The following is a 22,155-nucleotide window of genomic DNA, read 5'->3' on the forward strand; positions in this document are numbered from 1 at the left end:
GGTCACCGGTTATCTTGGTGCCCATCCAATTCGACGCGCTCACGCATGGATTCGGATATCGCTGTCAGAGTTCTGACGAACGCGTCGATCGCGGGAGCAAGTGGAGGTTTGCCGTAGGTTGCGACGGAGACAGTGCGTCGCTCGCCGGGAATGCGGTGTGCGCGGATACTCGGGTTCTGATGTGCCTGGAGGGCGAGGGCCGGAAGGGTGCTTACCCCGCTTCCGGAGGCGACCAGGGCTTGGACGGCGACGTAGTCGTCGGTCTCGAACTCGATCCGCGGAATGAATCCAGCTCGATTGCAAGCGGTGAGGAGGTGGGCTCGGCAGCTCGGGCAACCGGCAATCCAGGTCTCACCGGCGTAGTCCGTGATCTCGTTGGCGGCATCTGTATTCCGCGTAGAGGTGATCAGGTACAACGGATCTTCCAGCAAAGTCGTCTGCGCGACATGCTTGAGCCCGACTTCAGGGGTGTCCTCGTGCGCGAAGACAACAGCTACGTCGACATCGTTGTTACGAAGCAGTGCAAGTGCTTTGGGTGGTTCTGCATCAACGAGGCTGATGGACACATCGGGGTACTGGGACGTGAACGCTGCCATCGCCTGCGGAATCAAACTCGCCAGGGCTGACGGGAATGCGGCCAGTCGTACCCGCCCGGCCCTCAGTCCTGCGTACGTCTGGACTTCGGCTACCGCTGCGTCGACGTGGCCGAGGATCTCGGTGGCTCGCCGAACCAGCACTGCGCCAGCGTCCGTCAGGCGCAGTCCACGACCCGCTCTCTGGAACAGTGGAACCCCGACTTCCGATTCGAGCTGTCGAAGGTGGTGACTGATGGAGGGCTGCGCGTAACCGAGAGAATCGGCGGCGGCTGTCACCGACCCTTCCTGTGCAACAGCGACCAGGACCCTCAGCCGAATTAGATCGAGCATGCCAAAATCATAGAAGATTTCGATGCTTTGGACGAAAACACGTATTGGATCTATGAATCGGTGTTTGGCAGGGTGAATCACATGGCACCGGCATCTGATCTCACGGCATCAAACCAGCTACATCCACCCGTATGGGCAGACATCGAGCGTGCCAGTCAGGTCGTCCGTCGGCATCTACCGGTCACGCCCCTGATATCGCACCCGACCTTGGGTGCGGGCTCGTGCAGCCAATTGTTCGTCAAACACGAGAACGTGCACCCCACGGGTGCGTTCAAGGTTCGCGGCGGACTGAACCTGGTGGCAGGACTGGATGAGGCGACGCGGGCGCGGGGGATTGTCGGCTACTCGACCGGAAACCATGCTCAATCCTTGGCGTATGCCGCGGCGGGTGCGGGCGTGCGGTGTGTGATCGTCATGCCGGTTGGGGCGAATCCAGTCAAGGCTCACGCTGTCCGCATGCTCGGAGCCGAGCTCATCGAGCACGGTGTGAACTTCGACGAGGCACGTGCTCATGCCGATTTCATCAGCGAACGTGACGGCCTGCGTCTCGTGAGCGCCGCCAATGAGCCGGCAATCCTCGCCGGTGTTGCAACGGCCTACGTCGAACTCCTCGAACAACAACCTGATCTGGACGCGGTGGTGGTCCCAGTCGGTGGCGGCAGCGGTGCGGCGGCGGCGTGTCTCGTCGCCAGTGCGCTTGCACCGCACCTCGAGGTGTTCGCAGTGCAGTCTGAGGCCGCACGAGCCGCACATGACTCGTGGAGTTCCGGCACGTGCGTCGAGCGCTCGAACACCACCCGTGTCGAAGGGCTTGCGACCGGTGCCGGGTTCGCACTCACTCAACGTGTCTTGCGTGAACGCCTCGGGGGATTCCTGCTCGTCACGGACGATGACATCACCCTCGCGCAGCGGGCGTTGCTCTACGACGCTCACACTTTGAGCGAAGGCGCCGGTGCGGCCGCACTTGCTGCGGTCTATGCGCATCCGAACACCTTCGCTGGCAAGCGCGTTGCTGTTGTCTGCACGGGCGCCAATGCCTCCGAGAATGAGATCCGCGGGGTCGTCGGCTGACCGATGGCATGATCGGAACCATGGGCCAGTTTGGTAGGGCGGCACCAATTTTGCATCGCGTATGTGTGTCTGGAACAAGATTTCGCTTCCACGATTCAGCAAAGTGAACAGGGTCGCATCTCGCGACAGCAAGGCCACCGTGGAGGAGACGTGATGCTGCCGACAATCGTCGTTCGGGACGGGACTGTGCTCGATGGTAGAGGGAGCCCGCCCAGGAAAGCGGATGTTGCGATCTCCGGTGACACGATCGTGGAAGTCGGAACGATCGGTGCTGTGCCGGGGGCGATCGACATCGATGCTCGCGGTTGCATGGTGGCTCCCGGTTTTGTGAATGTGCTCAGCCATAGTTACCTCACGCTGCAGCAAGACCCACGAGGATTGTCGGACTTGTATCAGGGGGTCACAACCCAGGTCTTCGGTGAAGGCGTGTCTCTCGGACCGGTCACGGGTTCGATGACTCCGGCGATGCTCGGATTGGGCGCGATTCCAACTGGGGTGCAATCACATTGGCCGAGGTTGCATGATTTTCTCGAATCCTTGGAGACGAACGGCGTCGGTTTCAACGTGGCGAGCTTCGTCGGCGCGGCGAATCTGCGCATGGTGGTTGCGGGTGTGGACAATCGCCTGTTGAGTGAACAAGAGCTGGCCGAAGCGTGTGCCCTGCTCGACGAGGAGCTTGAAAATGGAGCTCTCGGAGTGGGTTCGGCTCTGATCTATCCACCCGGAAGCTATGCGGATTCCGGCGAGTTGCGAGCATTTTCGCAGGTGCTCGCCAGACACGATGCCGTCCATATCTGCCATCTCCGAAGCGAAGGGCAGAGGTTTCTCGAAAGCATCGAGGAACTGGTCGATATCGCTCGAACGACAGGAGCGCGCGGGGAGATCTACCACCTCAAGGTTGCTGGTAAGTCGCACTGGCACAAAATGTCCGAGGCCTTGCAATTGGTTGAGTCGGCTCGCGAGGACGGTGTGCGAATCACCGCGGACGTATATCCGTACGAGGCGGGGAACACGCTGCTCAGTGCCGCGTTGCCACCGGAGTTTCGGTGTCGTGACACGACGGCCGGGCGCACGCACCTGAACTCGACCGGTGTCCGAGAGCAGATCCGCGAGAGGATCCATCGTGAGGACGAGGACTGGGAGAATCTCTACGCTGCGTCCGGAGGCGCCGATGGGGTGACGATCTTGTCCGAGGTACCGGCACTCGGGATCCGAGCGGGGGAAGCTCTGGGATCTATTGCTCGGAGGATGGGGCATCACGACCCGGTAGACACCATACTGGCTGTTCTCGACGCTCTCCCCACAGCCGAGGCTGCCTATTTCATTGCGTCGGAGGACAACACGCGAACTGCCTTCGAGCCTCCCTGGGTTTCGGTTGGTTCCGATGCCGATGCTCAAAGCACGGAGACCCTTTTCGCGGGGCAACCCGTCCACCCCCGTTCATTCGGAACTTTCGCCCGTATTCTGAGCCGCTACACCCGCGGCATTGGCGGGCAATCAGTCGAGGAATGCGTTCGCCGAATGACCAGCCTTCCTGCTGAAAACTTCGGTTTGGCGAAGCGGGGCTACATTGCGCCAGGGGGATACGCCGATCTGGCGATCTTCGACCCCTCGCAGGTAGAGGATCTCGCGACATACGACAACCCAAGAGTGTATGCGACCGGAATGCGGCACGTTGTGGTCAATGGGCAACCGGCACTGTCGGACGGGGTGCCGACGGGGATGCTTGCAGGGCGCGCACTTCGGCGCTCGCGCAACGGGTTCGATGCAGTGAGGTGACGAGCTGGCACCGGGGTCAGCTCCGGATCGGCGAAGCGGCCACTGCCGGGAACGACCCTTCAGCGGCCACTTCGCCGGACCACGTGAGAGCCCTCAGAATTTCGCCGGGGTTTGCGGAACGATCATGGCCACCAGAGCCGCCGCAGCCGTCGCGCCGACCAGGACTCCGAACGCGGCCATGTACGAGAACTGGTCCACCATCCATCCCATCACGAGGGGGGTGATGAAACCGGCGAGCTGTCCACAACCGTTGATCAAACCCATTCCGGAACCGAGGAATTCGGCAGGCAATGCCCGCAACGGGAGGGCGAAGATCGACATCGAGCACAGTCCGCTGACGCCCATCGCGAGGGTTTGATAGAACGTGAACATCGCGACGGTATCGGTGGTAGTCATCAAGAACAGCAGAATGGCGGAGGTGGCCATGCACGGAACGAGCAGAATGCGCGCGCTGTCGTGAAAGTACTTGTCCACCAGACGTCCACCGACGACGATGGCCAATGCCGTGACGATGAACGGGATCGCCGCGAAGATTCCCGTATCGATCAGCGAGAGCCCCTTTTCGTTGAGGAGGTAGCTCGGCACCCAGGTCAACAGCCCATATCCGGCCATGTTAGCCAGGCAGAACAGAAGTGCGAACTTCCAGACCGAAACGGACTTGAATACCGCGGCGCGTGAGTGTTCACTGGCGAGCGGTTGCAGTGCGGCCTCCGGATCTTCCGTGATCTCTGTGTCCAACGGCGCCGGGAGCACCAACCAGACGACTGTGCCGATCACGGCGCCGACTATGGCCACCAGCCAAAATGCGTCCCGCCAACCGACGGCCATGAGAACTGGGGCGATGATCAATGGTGCGATGCCGGGGCCCAGGTTGTTTGCACCGATCATGAAGCCCATGGCCGTGGCGCGAGTTTTCGGACGGGTTCGCTCAGCCAGAGCTTTGAACGACGCTGCTGGGAAGAGACCCTGGCTGAGCCCGAACATCGCACGCATGACCATCAGCGAGACGAGTCCCCAGGCGAATCCTGTCAGTGCGGTGAACACCGACCACAGGATCAACGCAACGATCAACAGTGGCCGGGGTCCGAATCGGTCGGCCAGCATGCCGCCGGGGACCTGCCCGAGCATGTAAAAGATGGCGAAGATCGACACGACTCCGCCCAATTGCGTATTACTGAGGGAGAATTCGTCTCCGATCATCGGCAGTGCAAGCCCGATCATCACGCGATCTATCATGTCGATCATCCAGATCGTACTGAGCAGCCCAACAGTCATAGTCGTTGTTCGACGAATTGACTTGTTGTCCAATATGTTTTGTATCGACTTGCCGCCGCTATGCGAGGGTTCCTCAACTGTGGCGCGTTCCGACTTCATCATGCCTCCTGAATTGCGTTGTGCCGCATGGACTGATGAAGTGTGGCAGCGGACACGTAGGCCGCATTGGTCCGTTCGGCCAATAACCGACCGAATGTTTCGTCGGGCGGTACAGCGTCACTCGGGTGAGATTCCGGGTGACGCTGTCACCAGAGCTTTAACTGCACAAAGCTCTGTCCACGGTGTCTACGACGTGTTGCGTGGCGGACGCAGTCGTGGGAAGAGCAGTCACCGCAAGGTTTACGGCGCGCCCGTTGTCGGTGATGCCGCCGCGGGTCTCGTAACCGACTATGTCGCCGCCATGGCCCCAGTAGACCCCGCCGCACGAGAGAGTCCTGCTGGTGAGGCCGAGGCCGTACTCGAGTCCGGTGGGCCCGCCGACGTGGACGGTGGTACGCATCTGGTCGAGTTCGGCTGCGGGGAGCAGTCGTCCGTCGAGTAGCGCGTAGAGGAACTGGTTGAGGTCCGAGGTGGTGGAGATCAGCTGCCCTGCGGCCCATCCCCACGACGGGTCCATCTCTGTGACGTCACTCAGTGGGCTGTCTGGTGCGGTGCGGTGGTATCCCTTGGGATGGGGACCCCGGATGGTCATGTCTCCCGGGGATGGGAAGTAGGTGTCGCGCAGGCCGATCGGCGCGAAGATACGTCGATTCATCTCCTCGGCGAGGGGGCGGCCGGTAACCTTCTGTACGAGTAGGCCGGCCAGAATGTAGTTGGTGTTGCTGTACCCCCAACTCGTTCCGGGCGGTGCGTCGGCGGGGTGTTGGAACGCGACGTCGAGCAAATCGTGGGGGTCGGCGTAGCGGTATCTGATCTCTTCGTCATTGACGTGTATTCCGTAATCGGGGAGTCCGCTGGTGTGTTGGAGGAGTTGGCGGATGGTGATGTTGTGGCCGTCGATCCCGTCTCCGCGGACGAGTCCGGGTAGGTAGGTCTCGATGGGGGTGTCGAGTTCGATCTTTCCTTCGGCGACCAGTTGCAGGACCACTACTGCGGTGAAGGTTTTGGTGTTGCTGCCGATTCGTATCTGGCCGTTGGGGGGTACCTCTGATCCGGTGGTCAGGTCACCGACTCCTGCGGTGTAGTTGTGGGAGTTGCCGTTTCGGTCTTGGATGCTTGCGAGGGCGGCGGGTAGTCCGTCCTCGCTCACCAGCGCGTCGAGGGAGCGTTGAACCGCGTCGGACTCGGTGGAGGAAGAACCGACGGTATCGGGACTGAGGGCGGATGACGGCGAGCAGGACGCCAGCGTCATGGCACCGAGGGCCGCCGCGGCAACGACCGAAAAGGTCCGGTGCCGTTTGCGGTCCTGCCGGCGATCTGAGGAAGGGAAGCCCTTTCGAATATTGTTACGCATCAGTAGAACTCCTGAGGATTGGTAGGTTCGGGACATCGTTCGCTCGGGAAGAATTGTTGTTCGATGTTGCGTGCGAAGTCGTGCACGAACATGTTTCCTTCACTTCTCGCACATCGCTGCGTCGACAACTCGCTGTGCTGCTACGAAGGCGTCCTCGCTCATCGGGATGTGATTGAGGGTGAGAGTCACAGCGCGTCCTGTGGTATCGACTCCGCCCGAGGTGCCGAAGCCGGGAATTCCGCCGCCGTGACCCCAGATCTCCTTCCCGCAGGAGCTGTTCACGCGGACTAGTCCGAGTCCGTAGCTGTCCTGCGGGCTCCTGTCGAACGGCACGGTGTGTTTCATCTCGGCGAGCCTGTCATTCGAGACGAGATCGCCGCGTAGCAAAGCCGTGAAGAAAGTGTTGAGGTCGGCGCCCGTTGCGACCATCGCACCTGCGGTGTCGGCCCACGACACGTCGCCATCGGTGACATCGACCTGAATGCCGTCAATCGGGTGATAGCCCTGTGCATGAGAACCGCGGATCTGTGTCTCGCGGGAGGCGGGAAAATAGGTGTCCATCAGTCCGAGCGGATCGATTATGCGGGTGGTGATCTCCTGCGCGGCAGGGCGTCCTGTGACCTTCTCGATGAGCATCCCGAGCAGAATGTAGTTCGTGTTCGAATAGACAGCCTTGTCTTTGGCTGCCGGGCCGGGTGGAAGAGACATCGCGATATCGACCAGTTCAGTGGGGGAGAAGTGCTCCGGTGGTTGTGCGCTTGTCCCCACCAGCAGCTGGCCGGGCTTGATGTCTTCCGGCCGTGCTCCGCCGGCGGCGAGGTAGTCCGTCAGTCCACTGGTGTGCTGCAAGAGATCTCGAATGGTGACTCGGTTGCCGTCGTTCCCGTTGCCTACGACCGTTCCGGGCAGGTAGTGCTCGATGCTCATATCGAGGTCGAGCAGTCCGTCGTCGACGAGTTGCATGACGACGGTCGAGACGAAGGCCTTTGTGTTGCTGCCGATTCGGACCCGCGCATCATCGGGGATAGGCTCGCCGGTGGCGGTGTTTCCCATTCCTGCACGAATGATGCGAGTGCCCCGCGACGGGTCGGAGATCACGAGTTGTGCGCCGGGGATCCCCTGCTCGATGACGCCGTCGAGCGCCTGTTGCACGGCAGCGTCGCTTTGCCGAGTGGAATCAGTGGAGTCAGTGGTGTCACCACATCCGCTCACGCCCAATATGAGGGCTGCAGCGGTGACTGCCGGAAGCACGGTGAGCAGGGGGCGACGTCGAAGGGTGGTCATTGGTTGTGGTCTCCTGTTCGTCGAATCTCGTGGTGAGTTCCACATGCAGAGAACAGTATTGACGTGCGTACGCGTCCTCCATGGTGCGAAGTGCAGTCTCTCGGTGGTGCGTGCCGGAGCGTACGGGGTGTAGCTGGCTGCACCTCGGAGTCCGGCGTCTCGCGGCCGATACTGTCGGTTTGACGAGCTATTTCGGAGTAGGCGGCCTTTGGTGATTGACAGGAGGCCTCAGCGACAAAGGGCGATATCCACCGCGTGTTCGAGTTTTCTCCGGGTGGCGTCGTCGACTACTTGCATGCTGACCGCGATGTTCGCTTCGCGTCCGTCGTCGGTAGCGCCCCCGCGTGTCTCGTATCCAGGGAAACTGCCGCCGTGGCTCCAGGACAGGCCGCCACACGGTAGCGGGCGGCTGACCAATCCAAGTCCGTAGCGGGCATCGGGTCCGAAGGTTTCCTCCGCGGGGACGGTAGTGCGCATCTGGTCGAGTTGGGCTGCGGGGAGCAGTCGTCCGTCGAGGAGTGCGTGGAGAAACTGGTTGAGGTCCGAGGTGGTGGAGATCAATTGCCCTGCGGCCCATCCCCACGAGGGGTCTATCTCTGTGATGTCGACGGGAGGCGCGTCCGATGACTCCCGGTAGTAGCCGCGGGGGTGAAGTTCCGAGATCTTCTCGTCGTATGGTTCAGGAAAGTATGTGTGCTGCAGATCGATCGGCGCGAAGATTCGCCGGTTCATCTCCTCGGCGAGGGGTTTTTCAGTGATCTTCTGTACGAGTAGGCCAGCGAGGACGTAGTTGGTGTTGCTGTACTTCCAACTCGTTCCGGGGGCGAAGTCGGCAGGATGTTCGAGCGCGATGTCGAGAAGTTCGCGTGGGTCGTAGTATCGGACTTCGTCTTCCAGGTAGTTGCTGTAGTTGGGGAGTCCGCTGGTGTGTTGGAGGAGTTGGCGGATGGTGATGTTGTGGCCGTCGATCCCGTCTCCGCGGACGAGTCCGGGTAGGTAGGTCTCGATGGGGGTGTCGAGTTCGATCTTTCCTTCGGCGACCAGTTGCAGGACCACTACTGCGGTGAAGGTTTTGGTGTTGCTGCCGATTCGTATCTGGCCGTTGGGGGGTACCTCTGATCCGGTGGTCAGGTCACCGACTCCTGCGGTGTAGTTGTGGGAGTTGCCGTTTCGGTCTTGGATGCTTGCGAGGGCGGCGGGTAGTCCGTCCTCGCTCACCAGTGCGTCGAGTGAGTGTTGAACCGCATCGTGCCGCGCAGCGACGGTATCGGCGGACGACGAGCACGCACCGAGGGTGACCACGCTGAGAGTCATTGCGACGGAACAGAGGGCGCGGTGCCGTTTCCGGCTTTGTCTTTGGGGTGAGGGAGGTTGGCCCTGTCGACTGTGGCGGCGCATCAGTAGAACTCCTTGGAGAGATTGATCGGTCTGGACACGATCCTGTCTGCTGGAGGATTGGTCGCGCATCGCTCCGACGCGGGAAAACCATCTCCCTCGATCGGGGGAGGCCATCGCCGAGCGGCCCAGTCATACTTGTCGAATCATGATCACAGGACTACGACCGCTGATGCGGGGCTCTACATACTCAGCTGTACTTTTCGCCTTTTGTGGTGTGTTGGCAAGCCTGCCACTTCTGGTGGTTGCGATGTTGCCTGCTCTCGCGTGGCAATCCGCACCCGAGTTCGTCCGGGTGCTTTCGGTCCTGCTCATATGGGTGACTTTGGTAGGAGCACTCGGCCTGGTGCATCCTGTGCGACGCGCGCTCATCGTTACTGCCCGCCGACTGCTGCAGGTGTCGCTGCCGAGTCCAGCGCTCGGACACCGTACTCCTAACCTCTCGGAGATTGATCGCTGGCGGGCCCCGCTCTGGATTGTCCTGCATGTCATGGTGGGTTGGCTGGCGGCGCTCGCGACCAGCGTCCTTTTCATCATGGGGATTTCGCTCCCGGGGAACTGGCTCGGCGGCACGGCGCGAATCAGTCTGTTCGATACGTCGGTTGACGTGACGGGTGGATGGACCTGGATCGTGGCGGCCGGCTGCCTCCTGCTTGCGGTAGGAATTTGTGTCCTGGTGGCAACACTGCTGAGATGGCTGGCGCCACGACTGTTGGGGCCGTCCACGGCTGAACGGCTCGCGCTGGCGGAAGAACGCGAACTGCAACTGGCCGAACGTAATCGGGTCGCTCACGAGTTGCACGACTCGATCGGACACACGCTCACCGCCGCCACGATCCAGGCGGCGGTGGCCGGCGAGGTGCTTGCCTCCGATCCTGCCGCGGCGAGGGCCGCCATGCGTAGCATCGAGGAGTCGACACGGGCAGCGCTCGAGGACCTGGACTACGTACTGGGTGTACTTCGCGAGGAGAGGCCTGCTGTACCTTCTCGGACGCTGTCGGACTTGCCTGCGTTAATTGATCGGTTGCGGCATGCGGGGGCGGTTGTGGAGGTGAACCTGTCGGGTGACCTTTCACAGATCCAGGGGACACTCTCTCGCGCGGCGTACCGGATCCTGCAAGAGGGGACGACCAATGCTCTGCGGCACGGGGACAGCGGGCCGATCGAAATCACGGTGGCAGTCGGCTCGGAGAGCGTCGAGCTCAGAGTGGTCAACAGCATCGGGGCAGTGACCGGGGGAAAGGCAGACGTAGTTCGAAGATCAGGGCGCGGCCTGGCAGGTTTGGCCGAGCGCGTGCGACTCTTGAACGGTGAGTTCAAGGCTGGACCGGACGGAGCCCAGGGCTGGCGATTGAGTGTTCAGTTGCCGGTACGGGTGGCACGATGACCGAAGCCAATTGGAGTGAGGACGCCGCCAAACCTGCAAGCATGCCAGTCACCCTGCTGATTGCGGATGACGACGACGTTACCCGCAGCGGCCTGCGTATGCTGCTCGCAGCTCAGCCCGGGATTGTGGTCGTCGGCGAGGCTTCCGACGGTATCGAAGCAGTGGAGCTTTCGCGGCAACTTCGTCCGGATGTGGTGCTGATGGACGTGCGGATGCCGCTGCGCAACGGAATAGAGGCAACTCGGCACCTCCAGGCCGAGTGCACCGAACCGCCGAAAGTCTTGGTAATCACCACTTTCGAAAACGATGGCTACGTCACGGCCGCACTCAGTGCGGGCGCGAGTGGCTTCGTGCTGAAGCGGCTCCCAGTCCCGCAGATCGCAGCGGCAGTACGTGTGGTGGCGGCGGGCGAAGTGATCCTGTTCCCTGCCGCGCTACGCCGGATGGTTACGCCCCGCCCGTTGGTCTCCGCTGAGGCGTTCCCGAATGCAGCGCTGACAGCAAAGGAGGAAGAGGTATTGCGGTTGATGGCCACCGGGCTGTGCAACTCGGATATTGCTCAGGTTCTGGTTGTGAGCCTGGAGACAGTGAAAACGCATGTCGGGAACGTGCTGGCAAAGCTCGGTGCTCAGAATCGGACGCACGCTGTCGTCATCGCCTACGAGTCTGGTCTGGTGGTCCCGGGGTCAGGCACCGATACGGAACCCTGTGCAACTGGCGGTTGATTGCTTTTGTCAGCGTGACCCGGTGAGGATTCGCCGACTGAACCTACAGATCCGTTCCTCTTGCCGAAACGCTCCGAGACGAAGTCACACCACCGGTCACCAGTGCGTACCGGGCACGAGTCGGGCGGCCCGACGGCCGAGTTTGCGGATGCGCGAGCGCGAGTGGTGCTGTCGCGCCGGTGTTGCCGGAGCGTCTGCCGGAGTTTCCTTGTCTACCTGACCCTTTGCCGCCGGAGAATCGGGGAAGGCCTGGTACATCTGGTTGAGAATTCGGTCCTTGGTGTGCGGTGCGAACAGGGTTCCCAGATCACCCAGGGTTCCCAGTGGTACGTCGATGCGTTTGGGGCGGTCGATCAGCGCGCGGATCACCATTGCCGCAGCCTTTTCCGGGCTGGTGATCGGGCCGTTGTTGTATTCGCCGGTCGGAGCGATCATCGGTGTTTCGACCAGCGGCATGTGGATGGTCGTGAAAGTGATTCCGTCCGCCAGGGTTTCAGAGGCGGCTACGTCCGAGAAACCGTCGAGGGCGGCCTTGCTCGCCACGTAGGCCGAGAATCTAGGCGTTGCCGCCTGGACTCCCGCGCTGCTGATGTTCACGATGTGGCCGAAGCGGCGAGAACGCATGGTCGGTAACAAGGCGAGCACCAATCGCACAGCGCCGAAGTAGTTCACGGCCATCGTTCGTTCGTAGTCGTGGAAACGATCAGTGGAGTGGTAAATGCCGCGCCGGATGGATCGGCCGGCGTTGTTTACCAACATGTCTACGTGATCGTGTTCTGTCAGAATGCTTTTGATCGTGTGCTGGACCGACTCGTCGTCGGTGATGTCGCAGGGGTAACCGAACGCCTTGCCTCCGGCTGATCGAATCTGCTGTACTGCGGCATCGAGTTCGTCGGTGCGGCGTGCGATCAGGAGAACGGTGGCGCCCTTCTGAGCGGCGGCAATGGCCGATGCCTTGCCGATTCCGGAAGAGCCTCCGGTGATCAGAACGATCCGACCCACGAGTGGTCCTTCGGGACTGTTACGTCGTGCGCGATTGGGATCGAGGTTTGCGCGCCAGTACTTCCACAACACAGTGGAGTACGACCCGAACTCGGGGACCGCCAGTCCTGATCCGGCCAGGGCGGCAACGGTTCTCGCGGAGGTGAAGGTCGGCGCCATCGTCATGTTGTCGAGTAATGCTGCAGGCATGCCGATGCGATCGAGGAAGACCTTCCGCGCCGATTCTGCCGAATCCATCGGCAATGGCGAGACAAAGGGTTTGGCGATCACGCCCGGCAGGCTGAGTGCGGGCCGGGGCGCTCCGGCGGCCTTGGCGAGTCCGGCATAGATTTCGCGTACCGGTTGAGGTTTCGGATTCACGAGATGGAATGCTTCGCCGTCATGGCCGGGCACATGCATCAATTCGACGAGGGCGGCGGCTACGTAATCGACGGGCACCACGTTGGTTGCGCCGAGGTTGGGGATCGGGACGGGGAGTGCTGCAGGTAATTTCGCGAGTAGCGCCAGTCCTGGGAACAAGTAGTACGGACCGTCGATCTTGTCCATCTCGCCGGTGACGGAGTTACCGACCACGGCAGACGGCCGATAAACACGCCAGGTGAGGCCTTCTCGTTCTCGAACGATTTTCTCCGCCTCGAACTTGGTTCGGTGGTACGGAGTGGGAAAGCCTTGACCGCAATCGAAATCGGTTTCGCTGAAGGTTCCCGGGTAGTCGCCCGCAACTGCGACTGATGACACGTGATGAAGGGTGGCTCCCAGCTGTGCGGCAAGGTCGGCCACGGAGCGTGTGCCCTCGACATTCGTCGAAGCCTGCTCGTCTCCGGCGGTGATGTCGTAGATCGCGCCGAGGTGAAGGACGTGGTCGGCAGGCGGGGGAGAGTCGATGCCCAGTCCCGGCTCGGTCAGATCTCCAATGAGTGGATGCACGCGATCGCCGCCGGGAATTGCCGACACCTGTTCTTCGAGTTTGGCTACAGAACCGGCTCTGACCAGCACATGGATCTGAGCAGTTTGATCACGCTCGAGCAGGAGTGGCAGTGCAGCTCGTCCGAGGAATCCGGTACCGCCAGTGACGATGTAAGTGGCCATAGTCGGTAACTTACTCCAAAGTAAGATCAGCGGCTAGAGGGAAACGAACATCAGTGCGTCATGACACCGTCCTCGGCGTCGAAGTCGATGCCCGCGGAGATGATTCCGGAGAACAAGAACGCGACGGCAAGCGCAAGAGCGGGGATTGCAAGGATCCATTCGAAAATTGTCATGCTCCAAGTCTGACGAAATCAGCTTCGGAGAACATCGCCCTGCGGAGCGATTTAGACGATCGGGCAGTCATCCTCGAGGACGACTGCCCGATCAGGGAAATCCACTAGGTCTGTTGCTGAAGAGTTTCGGGCGCAGTGGGGTGCGCGCTCGTCCTTGCGTCGCGTGACGTGATTTCGGATGAGATGTGGGCGGCCGTTGTTCCGAGGGTGTGAAGGCCATGCGCCGTCCGCCAGTAGACCGGCGCACCATCGTCGAGGCGATGGCGTGGACAGGCCGGCAAACCCTAGGCCGGTTCAGCGCCCGACAAGTCCTCGACCGCATACGGAGTCGTTCCTTCGAACAGAACACCGATCCCGAAAGGATCGGCCATCTCGAGCCTTGACTCAGCGAACCGCAGCAGCCAGGTTCCGTCAGCCCAGATCACCGCCTCAGGTTCGCCGAACAGTGACTCCGTGGCGTCCAACTCCACGAGTTCGGAGTGGCGGAGGCCGAACTGTGGCCCACGCAGCTGTTGACGCAGGTAATCGGCGGCGACTTCGGCAAACTCACCGAACCGGGCCATCACGGTCGCAGCGAGCTCACACACCGCAGACTCCGGCACGGTGGCCGGCTCGATAACCAGACTCACCGGCCTGGAGTCACCGACCCCCTGGACATCGATGCTCGATGTCCAGCACGCCAACGAATCGTCCGAGTCGACACGCGAAAACACTGCTGAGCCGACCACAACACTCTCAGGTAAGTCATCCACGACCCCTAGTCAAACACGGCTCTCCGCAGGATCCCAGGGACTCTTCAGCGACATGATCCAGTCGCGATCAGTGGCCGATGCCGACCTTCGCGTGAACCTTTTTCATCCACACAGGAGCCCACCAGTTCGCTTCGCCCATCAACTTCACTAGCGAGGGCACGAGCAACATGCGGATGATGGTCGCGTCGACGATCAGCGCGACGATCATGCCGACGCCCAGGAACTTCATCACTGACAGCCCTGACATTGCGAAGGCCCCCGTCACCACTATCAGGAGTAAGGCGGCAGCCGTCACGATGCGGCCGGTGCGCTCGGTTCCGAACTTGACCGCTTCCTCTGTCGTCGCTCCCGCGTTCTTGGCCTCGACCATCCGTGACATCAGGAAAACCTCGTAGTCCGTGGACAATCCGAACACCACCGCCAGGATGAGCACGACAAACGTCGCCTCCAGCGGAGTTTGACTGACCCCGAGGAGTTCGACGCCGTGTCCGTCCTGGAAGACGAAGGTGAGGACACCGAAGGTGGTCGCGAGACTCAGGGCTGCCATCAGCACCGCCTTGATCGGCAGCACCACCGAACCGAACGCGAGGAACAACAGGATCAGGGTGGATCCGACCATGATGAGGATCATCACCGGTAGCCAGTGCAGGACGGCGTTGTTGCCGTCGTCGACCATGGCTTGACCGCCGCCGACAAGCAGCACCGTTCCGTCGGGAGCGGAGATCGCACGCAGATCTGTCACTGCGGCGCTCTGTGATTGGGGTGTAGAGCCCTCGCTGTAGAGAGCCTGAACCGCGACGAGTTGATTGGTGCTCGCGACGACGGTCGCCTGACCGATGCCCTCGACTCGACCGGCGGACTCGGCGATCGCTGCACCTTCGGCCGGGGTGAGAGTGTTCCCGTCCTCGGCCTGAAGGATCATCGTTGCGCCGTTTCCGGTTTGCGGGAAGTCGTTGACCAACGTGTCCATTGCAACGCGAGCGGGGTCGTTGTCCGGTAGTGCGGTGTACGAGAGTTCTCCCAGCCGGGCGCCGAGCAGCGGCGAGGCCATCACGAGCAGCACAGCCACGATCGTCACCGAGACTGCGACCGGACGCTTCATCACCCACGTGACGACGCGGCCCCAGAACTTGCGCGAGCGTTCCTCGCCGCGTTGCGCCGCATCCTTGCGCCACGTCAGGGCGTTGATGCGATGCCCCAGAATGGCAAGCAGCGCAGGCACAGCGGTCAGCGACAGGACGGCCGCGCTCAATACTGCGGCGATCGCGCCGAAGCCCAGAGACCGGATGACGGCCTGGGGGAATACGAGCATGCCGCTGAACGCACAGATCAGCAGTAGACCCGAGAACATGACGGTGCGACCCGCGGTCAGAACTGTCCGCTGAGCAGCCGCTCCCGGGTCCGAGCCCGAATTCAGTTCTTCACGGAACCGGCCGACCACGAACAGTCCGTAGTCGATGGCCAGTCCCAACCCGAGAAGAGAAGCGACGTTGATCGAGAACGAGGACACATCGGTGATCAGCGTGAGGATTCGCAGAACCGCCAAAGCGCTCAGGACACTGAGTACACCCACGAACACGGGCACGGCAGCAGCGACGATGCCGCCGAAGATGAAGACCAACAGCACCAGAGTGATCGGAATGGCGATGGCTTCGGCGACCACCAGGTCCTTCTCGAGCTTGGTGTTGAATGCGACGCCGACGACGGTGTTACCCGCGAATTGTGCCTCGGCACCTTCGACTTCGAGCTTCGGCAAGAGATCGGCGAAAGTGGCCGGTGTGACGCCCGAGTCCGGTGCCAACGTGATCGCAACGGCCGCCATGGATCCGTCGTTCGAGAGCAGGCTGGCCTTGGCCGCGGCGTCTGTTCCCCAATACGACTTCACCGACGCGGTCGGCACTTCCGTTTTGAACTGGTCGACGGCGGCCGTTACTGCCGGCCCGATGTCGTCGAGGGTCTTACCGTCGGTGGGTGAGTAGATCGCGATGATGTCCGGGGTCTGCGGTCCGAGATTGTCTTCGATGATGTCGGCGACCTTCGCGGAGTCGCTGCCCGGATCTATGAAGCCGCCCTGGCTGAGCTTGCCGAACACTCCGAGTCCCCACACCCCACTGATGAGAACTATCAGAACCGCGAGGCTCAGTACCCACCATTTCCGGGCGACGACGGTTTGGGCCCAGCGTGTCATGTATCAACTCCGGTGTGTGGGGGCGTCTGGCCAGATCGACTGTAGTGGGCGTTTGGTCTTGAATCGGAAACGTCATGCATACTGCTCGAAGCACTTGCAAGCCGCGCGTGTGGGGGAAGCCGGTCCGAATCCGGCGCTGACCCGCAACGGTAGGTCGATTCTCGGTAGTCACCGAGTGTCGGCAAGCCCGATTACCCGCCGCGCGGTGTGCGACATCCATTCGTCGTGGTCTACGAAAAGGAAGTCCAGCAGGAGCTCTGGCCGAGGATCAGCGTGCGGGCGGAGTTGTCTGTCGGATTCTCATTCGTGGCTCAGAGCCCTTACGAGGTCCCCGTGTCACTTCAGTTCTCCCCGTCCCGCGCCGCCGCTGTTCTCATCGCGGTCGCCTTGGTTTCGGCAGGTTGTTCCAAAGGCGAAGCGGCTGGTGGTTCTTCAACCACCGAATCCTTTACGCAGCCGGTTTCCATCACGAACTGCGATCGAGAAGTAACATTCGATTCGCCACCCCAGCGGATCATCACCATGAACGATCACGTCACCGAAGTACTCATCGAGATGGGCGTCGGTGACCGGATCGTCGGGATGGGATACGGCGACAGCACACCAACCCCCGAGACCGCCGAGCAGTTCGCGAAGATCACCAACCTCGCCAAGGAATACCCGACCACCGAGCAGATTCTCGATCTCGATCCCGATTTTGTCGTCGGAGGTATGAGCAGCGCCTTTCAAGAGAAGGAAGGCCGTTCGCGGGACCTGTTCGCCGAACGCGGAATCAACACGTTCCTGTTCTCCGAGTACTGCGGCCAGGGATTCCCCGACATCTCGATGCTGGAAAACGACTACGAGCAGTTGGGGAGAATCCTCGGCGTCGAAGGTGAAGCAGCCGAGGTCACCGATCAGGTAACGCAAGGGCTCGATGCGGTGAAGGCGGCAGTCGGAGATGCACCGCCGGTGCCGACATTCTTCTATGACGGCGGCAAGGACGTTCCGACGACGATCGGCGGAGTGGGTGTCGGTCAGCTCGTCGCCGGCTACGCGGGAGCGACGAACATCTACTCCGAGGGCGAGCGCCCATACGTCAAGACCACATGGGAGGTCGTGGGTGAGCGTGCGCCACAGGCGATCGTCGTTCTGGACTACGGATCTGAGAACGCCCAAGCGAAGATCGATTTCCTGAAGTCACATCCCGTCATGGCCACCACTCCCGCCGTCCAACAGAATCGATTCGTGGTCATTCCTCTCGACGACTTCTTCGAGAGCCCTCGTCTGGTGCGCTCGGCCCAGACCATCGCGGCGGGTCTGCATCCGGGCGTAGTTCCGGCACAGTGACCAGATCTCGTTCCAGCTATACCGCTTTGCTTGCAGTCCTGTGTGTTGCGCTTGCCGTGGTCATGGGGCTGGCGGTGTCTTTCGGGTCGGTCCGCATTCCCGTCGGTGACGTCTGGGCGATAGTCGGAGCTCGATTGGCGCCAGGGACTTTCGAGACGTGGTGGACCGCGGCGCGGGAGTCGATCGTGATCGACTCCCGCCTGCCACGTGCACTCACTGCCGCGGTAGTGGGTGCTTCGTTGGCCATGGCAGGTGCAGTTGCTCAAGCTGTCACCCGTAATCCGCTTGCCGATCCGTATCTGCTCGGAGTCTCGTCGGGCGCAGGATTCATGGTGGTTTTGGTTACGGTTCTGGGGATCGGAGCCGGAATGCTCGGCGTATTCACGATTCCTGTTGCCGCGTTCATCGGAGCGATGATTCCGTTGTTCCTCGCGTTGCTGATTGGTGGTAGATATCCGCAGCCGACTGCAATCATTCTTGTGGGTGTTGCGCTCGGACAGATATTTTCGGCATTGATCACTTTTTGTCTTTTGGTGATTGCAGACGAGCGTCACATCACTGGAGTTATGCATTGGCTCGCCGGCGGATTCGGTGATGCACGATGGTCGACGCTGATCTTCCCGACGATCACACTGGTCGTCGTCGGCACAGCCCTTCTATTCAGTTCGCGATGGATGGACGTTTTGCAGACCGGTGACGACGGGGCTGCTGCACTCGGTATGAACGTCCGACGGTTCCGTGTGTTGTCCTTGCTCGCGGTCTCCGTACTGGCGGGCGCAGCAGTCAGCGTTGCCGGTGGAATCGGTTTCATCGGTCTGCTGATCCCGCATCTGGCCGGCTTCATCGTCGGCACCAGAGCAATTCGACTGCTCCCTGCTGCAGCCCTGCTGGGCGCCGTCGCGATGGTTGCCGCGGATACCGCTGCGCGCTCGGTGGCACAATCCACTGAAGTTCCGGTCGGAGTGATCACGGCCCTCGTGGGTGCACCGATCTTCGTCTGGATGCTCTACCGGCAGTATCGGAGGCTCGAGCAGTGACACAGGCCAGAACAGTGACACAGACCAGAACAGTGACACTCCCGAAAGACTCCGAAACTGCGCCCCTGCTCGAACTCGTCGAGACCCGGGCGCGGCTCGGAAATCGCGAAGTGTTGCGCGGCATCACTTTCGCAGTCAAGTCCGGTGAAATATTGGGCTTGGTCGGGCCGAACGGGAGTGGCAAGACGACGGCGCTGCGCTGCTGCTACAACGCTTTGACGCCGACAGGTGGCGCAGTTCTGATCGATCAAGTCGACTCGACGACGCTCTCGCGTAAGGACATCGCCCGAACTGTCTCGGCAAGTGTTCAGGAACCTACTGTCTCGGCAGGACTTTCGGTTCGTGAATCGATCGCGCTCGGACGAACTCCGCACCGCAGCTGGTTGGACCGAAGCACGGAGCGCGATACCGCCATCGTGGACCGGTGCATCGAGCAGGTCGGTTTGGTCGAGCTTGCCGGACGAGACGTATCGACCCTGTCGGGTGGTGAGCGGCAACGTGTCTCGATAGCTCGCGCATTGGCTCAGGAGCCCAAGGTTCTGTTGTTGGACGAGCCGACCAATCATCTCGATCTTCGTCACCAGTTGATCGTGATGGAACTGCTTACCGAACTTGCGTCGGCGGGGCTCGCAGTTGTGGTCACGATGCACGATCTACGGTTGGCGGTCGAGTACTGCGACAACCTTGCCGTGCTCACCGAAGGTGAACTCCGCGCGTGTGGGTCTACGGTCGAGGTGTTGGACGAGCCGTTGTTGGCCGAGGTTTTCGGCATCAGGGCGCGAGTCGAACGCGGAGTACGTCCGCGGATGGAGATATTGGGGCTGGCATGACGGAATCGGTGGCCGGGATCTACGCCCGTATGGCAGTAGCTGTGCCGTTCTTCGACAACCTGAGCGCGTATCCGGATACGGTGCCCGCGGTGTTGATGACCGACCCCCAGTGGTTGGCAGCACGTGTCGCCGATACGGCAGAGCGATGGGGGAGTGCGGACAGTCGAGTGAACGGCACGTTGTGGTGGTACTCGGCCAGCTCGACGCTGACCGGCATTCCGATCGGAACCGGGATGGTCACCGGGTTCGCGGCCGATCCATCGTTGGACGGTGGGCGGATCTTCTTGCGTGACAACGGCTATCTGGGCGGTTTTGCTGCCGGATCGGTCATTCCGATCTCGCGGAGTGTGGCGGAGTTGGGCCACGCGATGTTCCGCTCGCTCAATCCCGTGATCGAGGTACTCGCCGAGGTGTCCGGCGTTCGGCAGCAGGCGCTGTGGGCGATCACAACGGACTCCATCGCCAATCGCAGCCTCGATGCCGCCGGTAATGCGCGGGAGCGCGGAAGTGCATTTGCGGCCGGTCTGATCGAAGTTCTCCGCGGTGAGAACCCGGGCATTCCGGTCCCGCGTTTCGTGGACGTGGATCGCAGAGAATCTGCTGTGCGCGTAAGTAATCCATTGACGCCGGTGGCGTTCGGGCGACGCAGATTCACGCAGCGGGCGTCGTGCTGCCTGATCTACGAGGTACCCGGTGAAGGCAAATGCACCAGTTGCCCGAAGCGCGCACCCGAAGATCGGGTGCGCGCCTTGGCCGCTCTGGTGTGACTGTGGGTGGGCGGATTCAGGTGTTATCGGATCAGTGAGCTGCGACCTTGGAACGGTCGAGTCCCAGCGCGTCGGTCATCGTGAAGAACAGGTCGGTCTGGTCCGTGAGACCGCTGACGTTGGCCGCATGCGGGCCGAAAGCTGCTACGCGCAACTGAGTTCCGGTGTGTCCTTCGGACTCGACGGCCGGATCCTCGGACGTTCCGTAGCTGATCGTCATCTCCGAGCCGTCCTTGGTGGTCAGCTTGCGGGTCAGGCCGGGGTAGACGATTTCCTGGGCGCGCTCGACCGGGATGTTCTGGTCCTTGGCGATGGTGGCGATGTCGTCGGCGCTGACATTGGTGACGATCTGGCTGGTGTGAGCGTGGTCGGCTGTGACGATGACCAGGGTTTCTCCGTCGGTCTTCGCAAATTCGAGTGCCTTCTGCACAGCTTCGTCGAGGTCGACGGTTTCACCGATCTGACCGCATGCGTTGGCTGCGTGATCCTGCTTGTCGATCGAGGCACCTTCGACCTGGAGGAAGAATCCGTTGTCGTTGACCTTCAGTAGGTCGATGGCCTTCTGAGTCATGTCCGCGAGCTTGGGTACGTCGGAGGTTCGCTTGGGGTTGTCGACGCAGGTTTCGGCGGGCTGCAGGTAACCGTCGCGGGTGGCGACGGATCCTTCCCAGCGGACGGGCATGTTGCCGTCGGCGAACAAGCCGAGCACGGGTGCATCCTGATCGGCCTTGCCGACCTCGTTCATCTCGGCGGCGTTCTTCACCAGCTGGTAGCCACGGGCGGCGGCCTGCTCATTGAGTGTCTTGCCCTGCCAGTCACCGGCTTTCGCAGTCTCGGCGAAGGACTTGGCGCCGCCGGCAAAGGTGACGTCGGCGCGGGTGTCGAGGAGCTGTTCGCTGATCGATCCCTTGCCGCCGTTCTCGAGGGCGTTCTCCGGGCAGGACTTGGACGTCGCCTCCGGTCCGTAGCACTTGCGGCCACTGACGTGCGCGACCTGCACTGCGGGGGTGGCGTCCTGCACCTCGGCGGTGGAGACGTTGCCGGTGGCCTTGCCGTTCGCCTTGGCGATCTCGAGGACGGTCGACTGGGCCTGCCCCTTGATGTCGACGGAAATCGCGCCGTTGTAGGTCTTGGTGCCGGTGGACCATGCCGATCCGCTGGCTGCGGAGTCGGTGACGTAGTCGGGCTTGCCGTCCTTGGTCAGTGCGTAGTGCGTGTACTGGCCGGTGATCGGCAGGGCGTCGAGGCCGGGGAAGCTGCCCGCAGCGCCTTCGGCGTAGTTGCGTGCGGCGGTGATCTCCGAGTCGCCCATGCCGTCCCCGATCAGGAGGATGACGTTCTTCGCGCCGGAGGCATTGACGGCGTCGCGCACTGCGGCCGACTGATCACCGTCGATGCGACGAGCGCCACCGTTCGAGGACAGTTCGCCGGTCGCGGCGCGATCGACGGTCGCGCCGTTCGAGCCGGTGGCCTCGTCGGCGCTGCTGCTGCAGCCGGCAGCGGCCAGAACGGCGACGGCGCCGGCGACGGCCGTCAACCTACGTGTGTTGCGCGAGAACGACATACGAGTAGTACTCCTGGAAACAGTATGGATGGAGATTATGAACGCCGCTAATGATCTGGGGCGAAAGTGAACGGAGTGCAGACATGCGTACATCTGAATGTGACGAGACGGTGAGGGTTGAGATTCGCT

The 22,155-nt window shown here is 61.7% G+C and carries 18 protein-coding genes and 1 riboswitch; of the genes, 8 read left to right on the forward strand and 10 right to left on the reverse strand.

Going from position 1 to position 22,155, the window contains the following annotated elements; genetic code table 11:
• Nucleotides 1–2: 2 nt before the first annotated feature.
• Nucleotides 3–926: a LysR family transcriptional regulator gene (locus ACN50D_RS00195; protein WP_211920479.1), complete on the reverse strand. Its 924-nt coding sequence runs from the start codon at nucleotides 924–926 to the stop codon at nucleotides 3–5.
• 81 nt (nucleotides 927–1,007) lie between these two features.
• Here ACN50D_RS00195 and ACN50D_RS00200 point away from each other — a divergent pair, with 81 nt between their 5' ends.
• Both ACN50D_RS00200 and ACN50D_RS00205 read left to right on the forward strand, forming a co-directional pair.
• Nucleotides 1,008–1,997, forward strand: a complete 990-nt coding sequence (locus ACN50D_RS00200; RefSeq protein ID WP_007727455.1) for a threonine ammonia-lyase — start codon at nucleotides 1,008–1,010, stop codon at nucleotides 1,995–1,997.
• Between the two features lie 153 nt (nucleotides 1,998–2,150).
• Complete coding sequence (locus ACN50D_RS00205; RefSeq protein WP_211920477.1) at nucleotides 2,151–3,776, forward strand: N-acyl-D-amino-acid deacylase family protein; 1,626 nt, start codon at nucleotides 2,151–2,153, stop codon at nucleotides 3,774–3,776.
• A 93-nt stretch (nucleotides 3,777–3,869) separates the two neighbouring features.
• Here ACN50D_RS00205 and ACN50D_RS00210 read toward each other — a convergent pair whose 3' ends face one another.
• The 4 genes from ACN50D_RS00210 to ACN50D_RS00225 form a co-directional block, all read right to left on the reverse strand.
• A complete protein-coding gene (locus ACN50D_RS00210; protein ID WP_223304655.1) occupies nucleotides 3,870–5,021 on the reverse strand; it encodes an MFS transporter in 1,152 nt (383 codons plus the stop codon).
• A 286-nt stretch (nucleotides 5,022–5,307) separates the two neighbouring features.
• Nucleotides 5,308–6,504 (reverse strand): serine hydrolase domain-containing protein, encoded by a 1,197-nt coding sequence (locus ACN50D_RS00215; protein WP_230359677.1) that lies wholly within the window; start codon nucleotides 6,502–6,504, stop codon nucleotides 5,308–5,310.
• Nucleotides 6,505–6,603: 99 nt separating this feature from the next.
• Nucleotides 6,604–7,788, reverse strand: a complete 1,185-nt coding sequence (locus ACN50D_RS00220; protein ID WP_007733647.1) for a serine hydrolase domain-containing protein — start codon at nucleotides 7,786–7,788, stop codon at nucleotides 6,604–6,606.
• Between the two features lie 228 nt (nucleotides 7,789–8,016).
• A complete protein-coding gene (locus ACN50D_RS00225; protein WP_230359678.1) occupies nucleotides 8,017–9,102 on the reverse strand; it encodes a serine hydrolase domain-containing protein in 1,086 nt (361 codons plus the stop codon).
• Nucleotides 9,103–9,403: 301 nt separating this feature from the next.
• On the opposite strand from ACN50D_RS00225, the gene ACN50D_RS00230 reads away from it, so the two are divergent.
• Together ACN50D_RS00230 and ACN50D_RS00235 are read left to right on the forward strand one after the other, a co-directional pair.
• Nucleotides 9,404–10,570 (forward strand): sensor histidine kinase, encoded by a 1,167-nt coding sequence (locus tag ACN50D_RS00230; RefSeq protein WP_199267515.1) that lies wholly within the window; start codon nucleotides 9,404–9,406, stop codon nucleotides 10,568–10,570.
• Entirely contained in the window at nucleotides 10,567–11,295 is a 729-nt protein-coding gene (locus tag ACN50D_RS00235; protein WP_007727444.1) for a response regulator transcription factor, read from the forward strand. Before ACN50D_RS00230 ends, ACN50D_RS00235 begins: the two co-directional genes overlap by 4 nt.
• A gap of 96 nt (nucleotides 11,296–11,391) precedes the next feature.
• Here the strand turns inward: ACN50D_RS00235 and ACN50D_RS00240 are convergent, their stop codons facing one another.
• The 4 genes from ACN50D_RS00240 to ACN50D_RS00255 all read right to left on the reverse strand — a co-directional run bounded on the left by ACN50D_RS00240 (nucleotide 11,392) and on the right by ACN50D_RS00255 (nucleotide 16,499).
• Nucleotides 11,392–13,386 carry an SDR family oxidoreductase gene (locus ACN50D_RS00240; protein WP_007727443.1) on the reverse strand — a complete coding sequence of 665 codons (1,995 nt, stop codon included), beginning with the start codon at nucleotides 13,384–13,386 and terminating at the stop codon, nucleotides 11,392–11,394.
• A 50-nt stretch (nucleotides 13,387–13,436) separates the two neighbouring features.
• Entirely contained in the window at nucleotides 13,437–13,559 is a 123-nt protein-coding gene (locus ACN50D_RS00245) for a hypothetical protein (protein ID WP_003940840.1), read from the reverse strand.
• A 284-nt stretch (nucleotides 13,560–13,843) separates the two neighbouring features.
• Nucleotides 13,844–14,311 (reverse strand): hypothetical protein, encoded by a 468-nt coding sequence (locus ACN50D_RS00250; protein WP_230359679.1) that lies wholly within the window; start codon nucleotides 14,309–14,311, stop codon nucleotides 13,844–13,846.
• A gap of 67 nt (nucleotides 14,312–14,378) precedes the next feature.
• Nucleotides 14,379–16,499 carry an MMPL family transporter gene (locus ACN50D_RS00255; protein ID WP_007727439.1) on the reverse strand — a complete coding sequence of 707 codons (2,121 nt, stop codon included), beginning with the start codon at nucleotides 16,497–16,499 and terminating at the stop codon, nucleotides 14,379–14,381.
• A gap of 71 nt (nucleotides 16,500–16,570) precedes the next feature.
• Nucleotides 16,571–16,717, forward strand: a riboswitch (cobalamin riboswitch).
• Nucleotides 16,718–16,832: 115 nt separating this feature from the next.
• On the opposite strand from ACN50D_RS00255, the gene ACN50D_RS00260 reads away from it, so the two are divergent.
• The 4 genes from ACN50D_RS00260 to ACN50D_RS00275 are packed head-to-tail and all read left to right on the forward strand — an operon-like array spanning nucleotide 16,833 to nucleotide 20,462.
• Nucleotides 16,833–17,828, forward strand: coding sequence for an ABC transporter substrate-binding protein (locus tag ACN50D_RS00260; protein ID WP_030535103.1), 996 nt, complete (start codon nucleotides 16,833–16,835; stop codon nucleotides 17,826–17,828).
• Nucleotides 17,825–18,865 (forward strand): FecCD family ABC transporter permease, encoded by a 1,041-nt coding sequence (locus ACN50D_RS00265; RefSeq protein WP_007727434.1) that lies wholly within the window; start codon nucleotides 17,825–17,827, stop codon nucleotides 18,863–18,865. The genes ACN50D_RS00260 and ACN50D_RS00265 overlap by 4 nt, the downstream gene beginning before the upstream one ends.
• A 32-nt stretch (nucleotides 18,866–18,897) precedes the next feature.
• Nucleotides 18,898–19,695: an ABC transporter ATP-binding protein gene (locus ACN50D_RS00270; RefSeq protein WP_083197714.1), complete on the forward strand. Its 798-nt coding sequence runs from the start codon at nucleotides 18,898–18,900 to the stop codon at nucleotides 19,693–19,695.
• Nucleotides 19,692–20,462, forward strand: coding sequence for a (2Fe-2S)-binding protein (locus ACN50D_RS00275; RefSeq protein ID WP_003940787.1), 771 nt, complete (start codon nucleotides 19,692–19,694; stop codon nucleotides 20,460–20,462). The genes ACN50D_RS00270 and ACN50D_RS00275 overlap by 4 nt, the downstream gene beginning before the upstream one ends.
• A 31-nt stretch (nucleotides 20,463–20,493) precedes the next feature.
• On the opposite strand, the gene phoA is transcribed toward ACN50D_RS00275, so the two are convergent.
• Nucleotides 20,494–22,026 (reverse strand): alkaline phosphatase, encoded by a 1,533-nt coding sequence (gene phoA, locus ACN50D_RS00280; protein ID WP_003940796.1) that lies wholly within the window; start codon nucleotides 22,024–22,026, stop codon nucleotides 20,494–20,496.
• Between the last annotated feature and the right edge of the window lie 129 nt (nucleotides 22,027–22,155).

It is taken from the genome of Rhodococcus sp. SB1D, from assembly GCF_048573875.1.
Taxonomy (GTDB): Bacteria; Actinomycetota; Actinomycetes; order Mycobacteriales; family Mycobacteriaceae; genus Rhodococcus_F; species Rhodococcus_F qingshengii.

Bases quoted from the DNA above. Each gene is read 5' to 3' on its own strand.
- ACN50D_RS00195 (WP_211920479.1), bottom strand. From the start codon at position 926: ATGCTCGATCTAATTCGGCTGAGGGTCCTGGTCGCTGTTGCACAGGAA.
- ACN50D_RS00200 (WP_007727455.1), top strand. From the start codon at position 1,008: ATGGCACCGGCATCTGATCTCACGGCATCAAACCAGCTACATCCACCC.
- ACN50D_RS00205 (WP_211920477.1), top strand. From the start codon at position 2,151: ATGCTGCCGACAATCGTCGTTCGGGACGGGACTGTGCTCGATGGTAGA.
- ACN50D_RS00210 (WP_223304655.1), bottom strand. From the start codon at position 5,021: ATGATCGACATGATAGATCGCGTGATGATCGGGCTTGCACTGCCGATG.
- ACN50D_RS00215 (WP_230359677.1), bottom strand. From the start codon at position 6,504: ATGCGTAACAATATTCGAAAGGGCTTCCCTTCCTCAGATCGCCGGCAG.
- ACN50D_RS00220 (WP_007733647.1), bottom strand. From the start codon at position 7,788: ATGACCACCCTTCGACGTCGCCCCCTGCTCACCGTGCTTCCGGCAGTC.
- ACN50D_RS00225 (WP_230359678.1), bottom strand. From the start codon at position 9,102: ATGACTCTCAGCGTGGTCACCCTCGGTGCGTGCTCGTCGTCCGCCGAT.
- ACN50D_RS00235 (WP_007727444.1), top strand. From the start codon at position 10,567: ATGACCGAAGCCAATTGGAGTGAGGACGCCGCCAAACCTGCAAGCATG.
- ACN50D_RS00240 (WP_007727443.1), bottom strand. From the start codon at position 13,386: ATGGCCACTTACATCGTCACTGGCGGTACCGGATTCCTCGGACGAGCT.
- ACN50D_RS00245 (WP_003940840.1), bottom strand. From the start codon at position 13,559: ATGACAATTTTCGAATGGATCCTTGCAATCCCCGCTCTTGCGCTTGCC.
- ACN50D_RS00255 (WP_007727439.1), bottom strand. From the start codon at position 16,499: ATGACACGCTGGGCCCAAACCGTCGTCGCCCGGAAATGGTGGGTACTG.
- ACN50D_RS00275 (WP_003940787.1), top strand. From the start codon at position 19,692: ATGACGGAATCGGTGGCCGGGATCTACGCCCGTATGGCAGTAGCTGTG.
- phoA (WP_003940796.1), bottom strand. From the start codon at position 22,026: ATGTCGTTCTCGCGCAACACACGTAGGTTGACGGCCGTCGCCGGCGCC.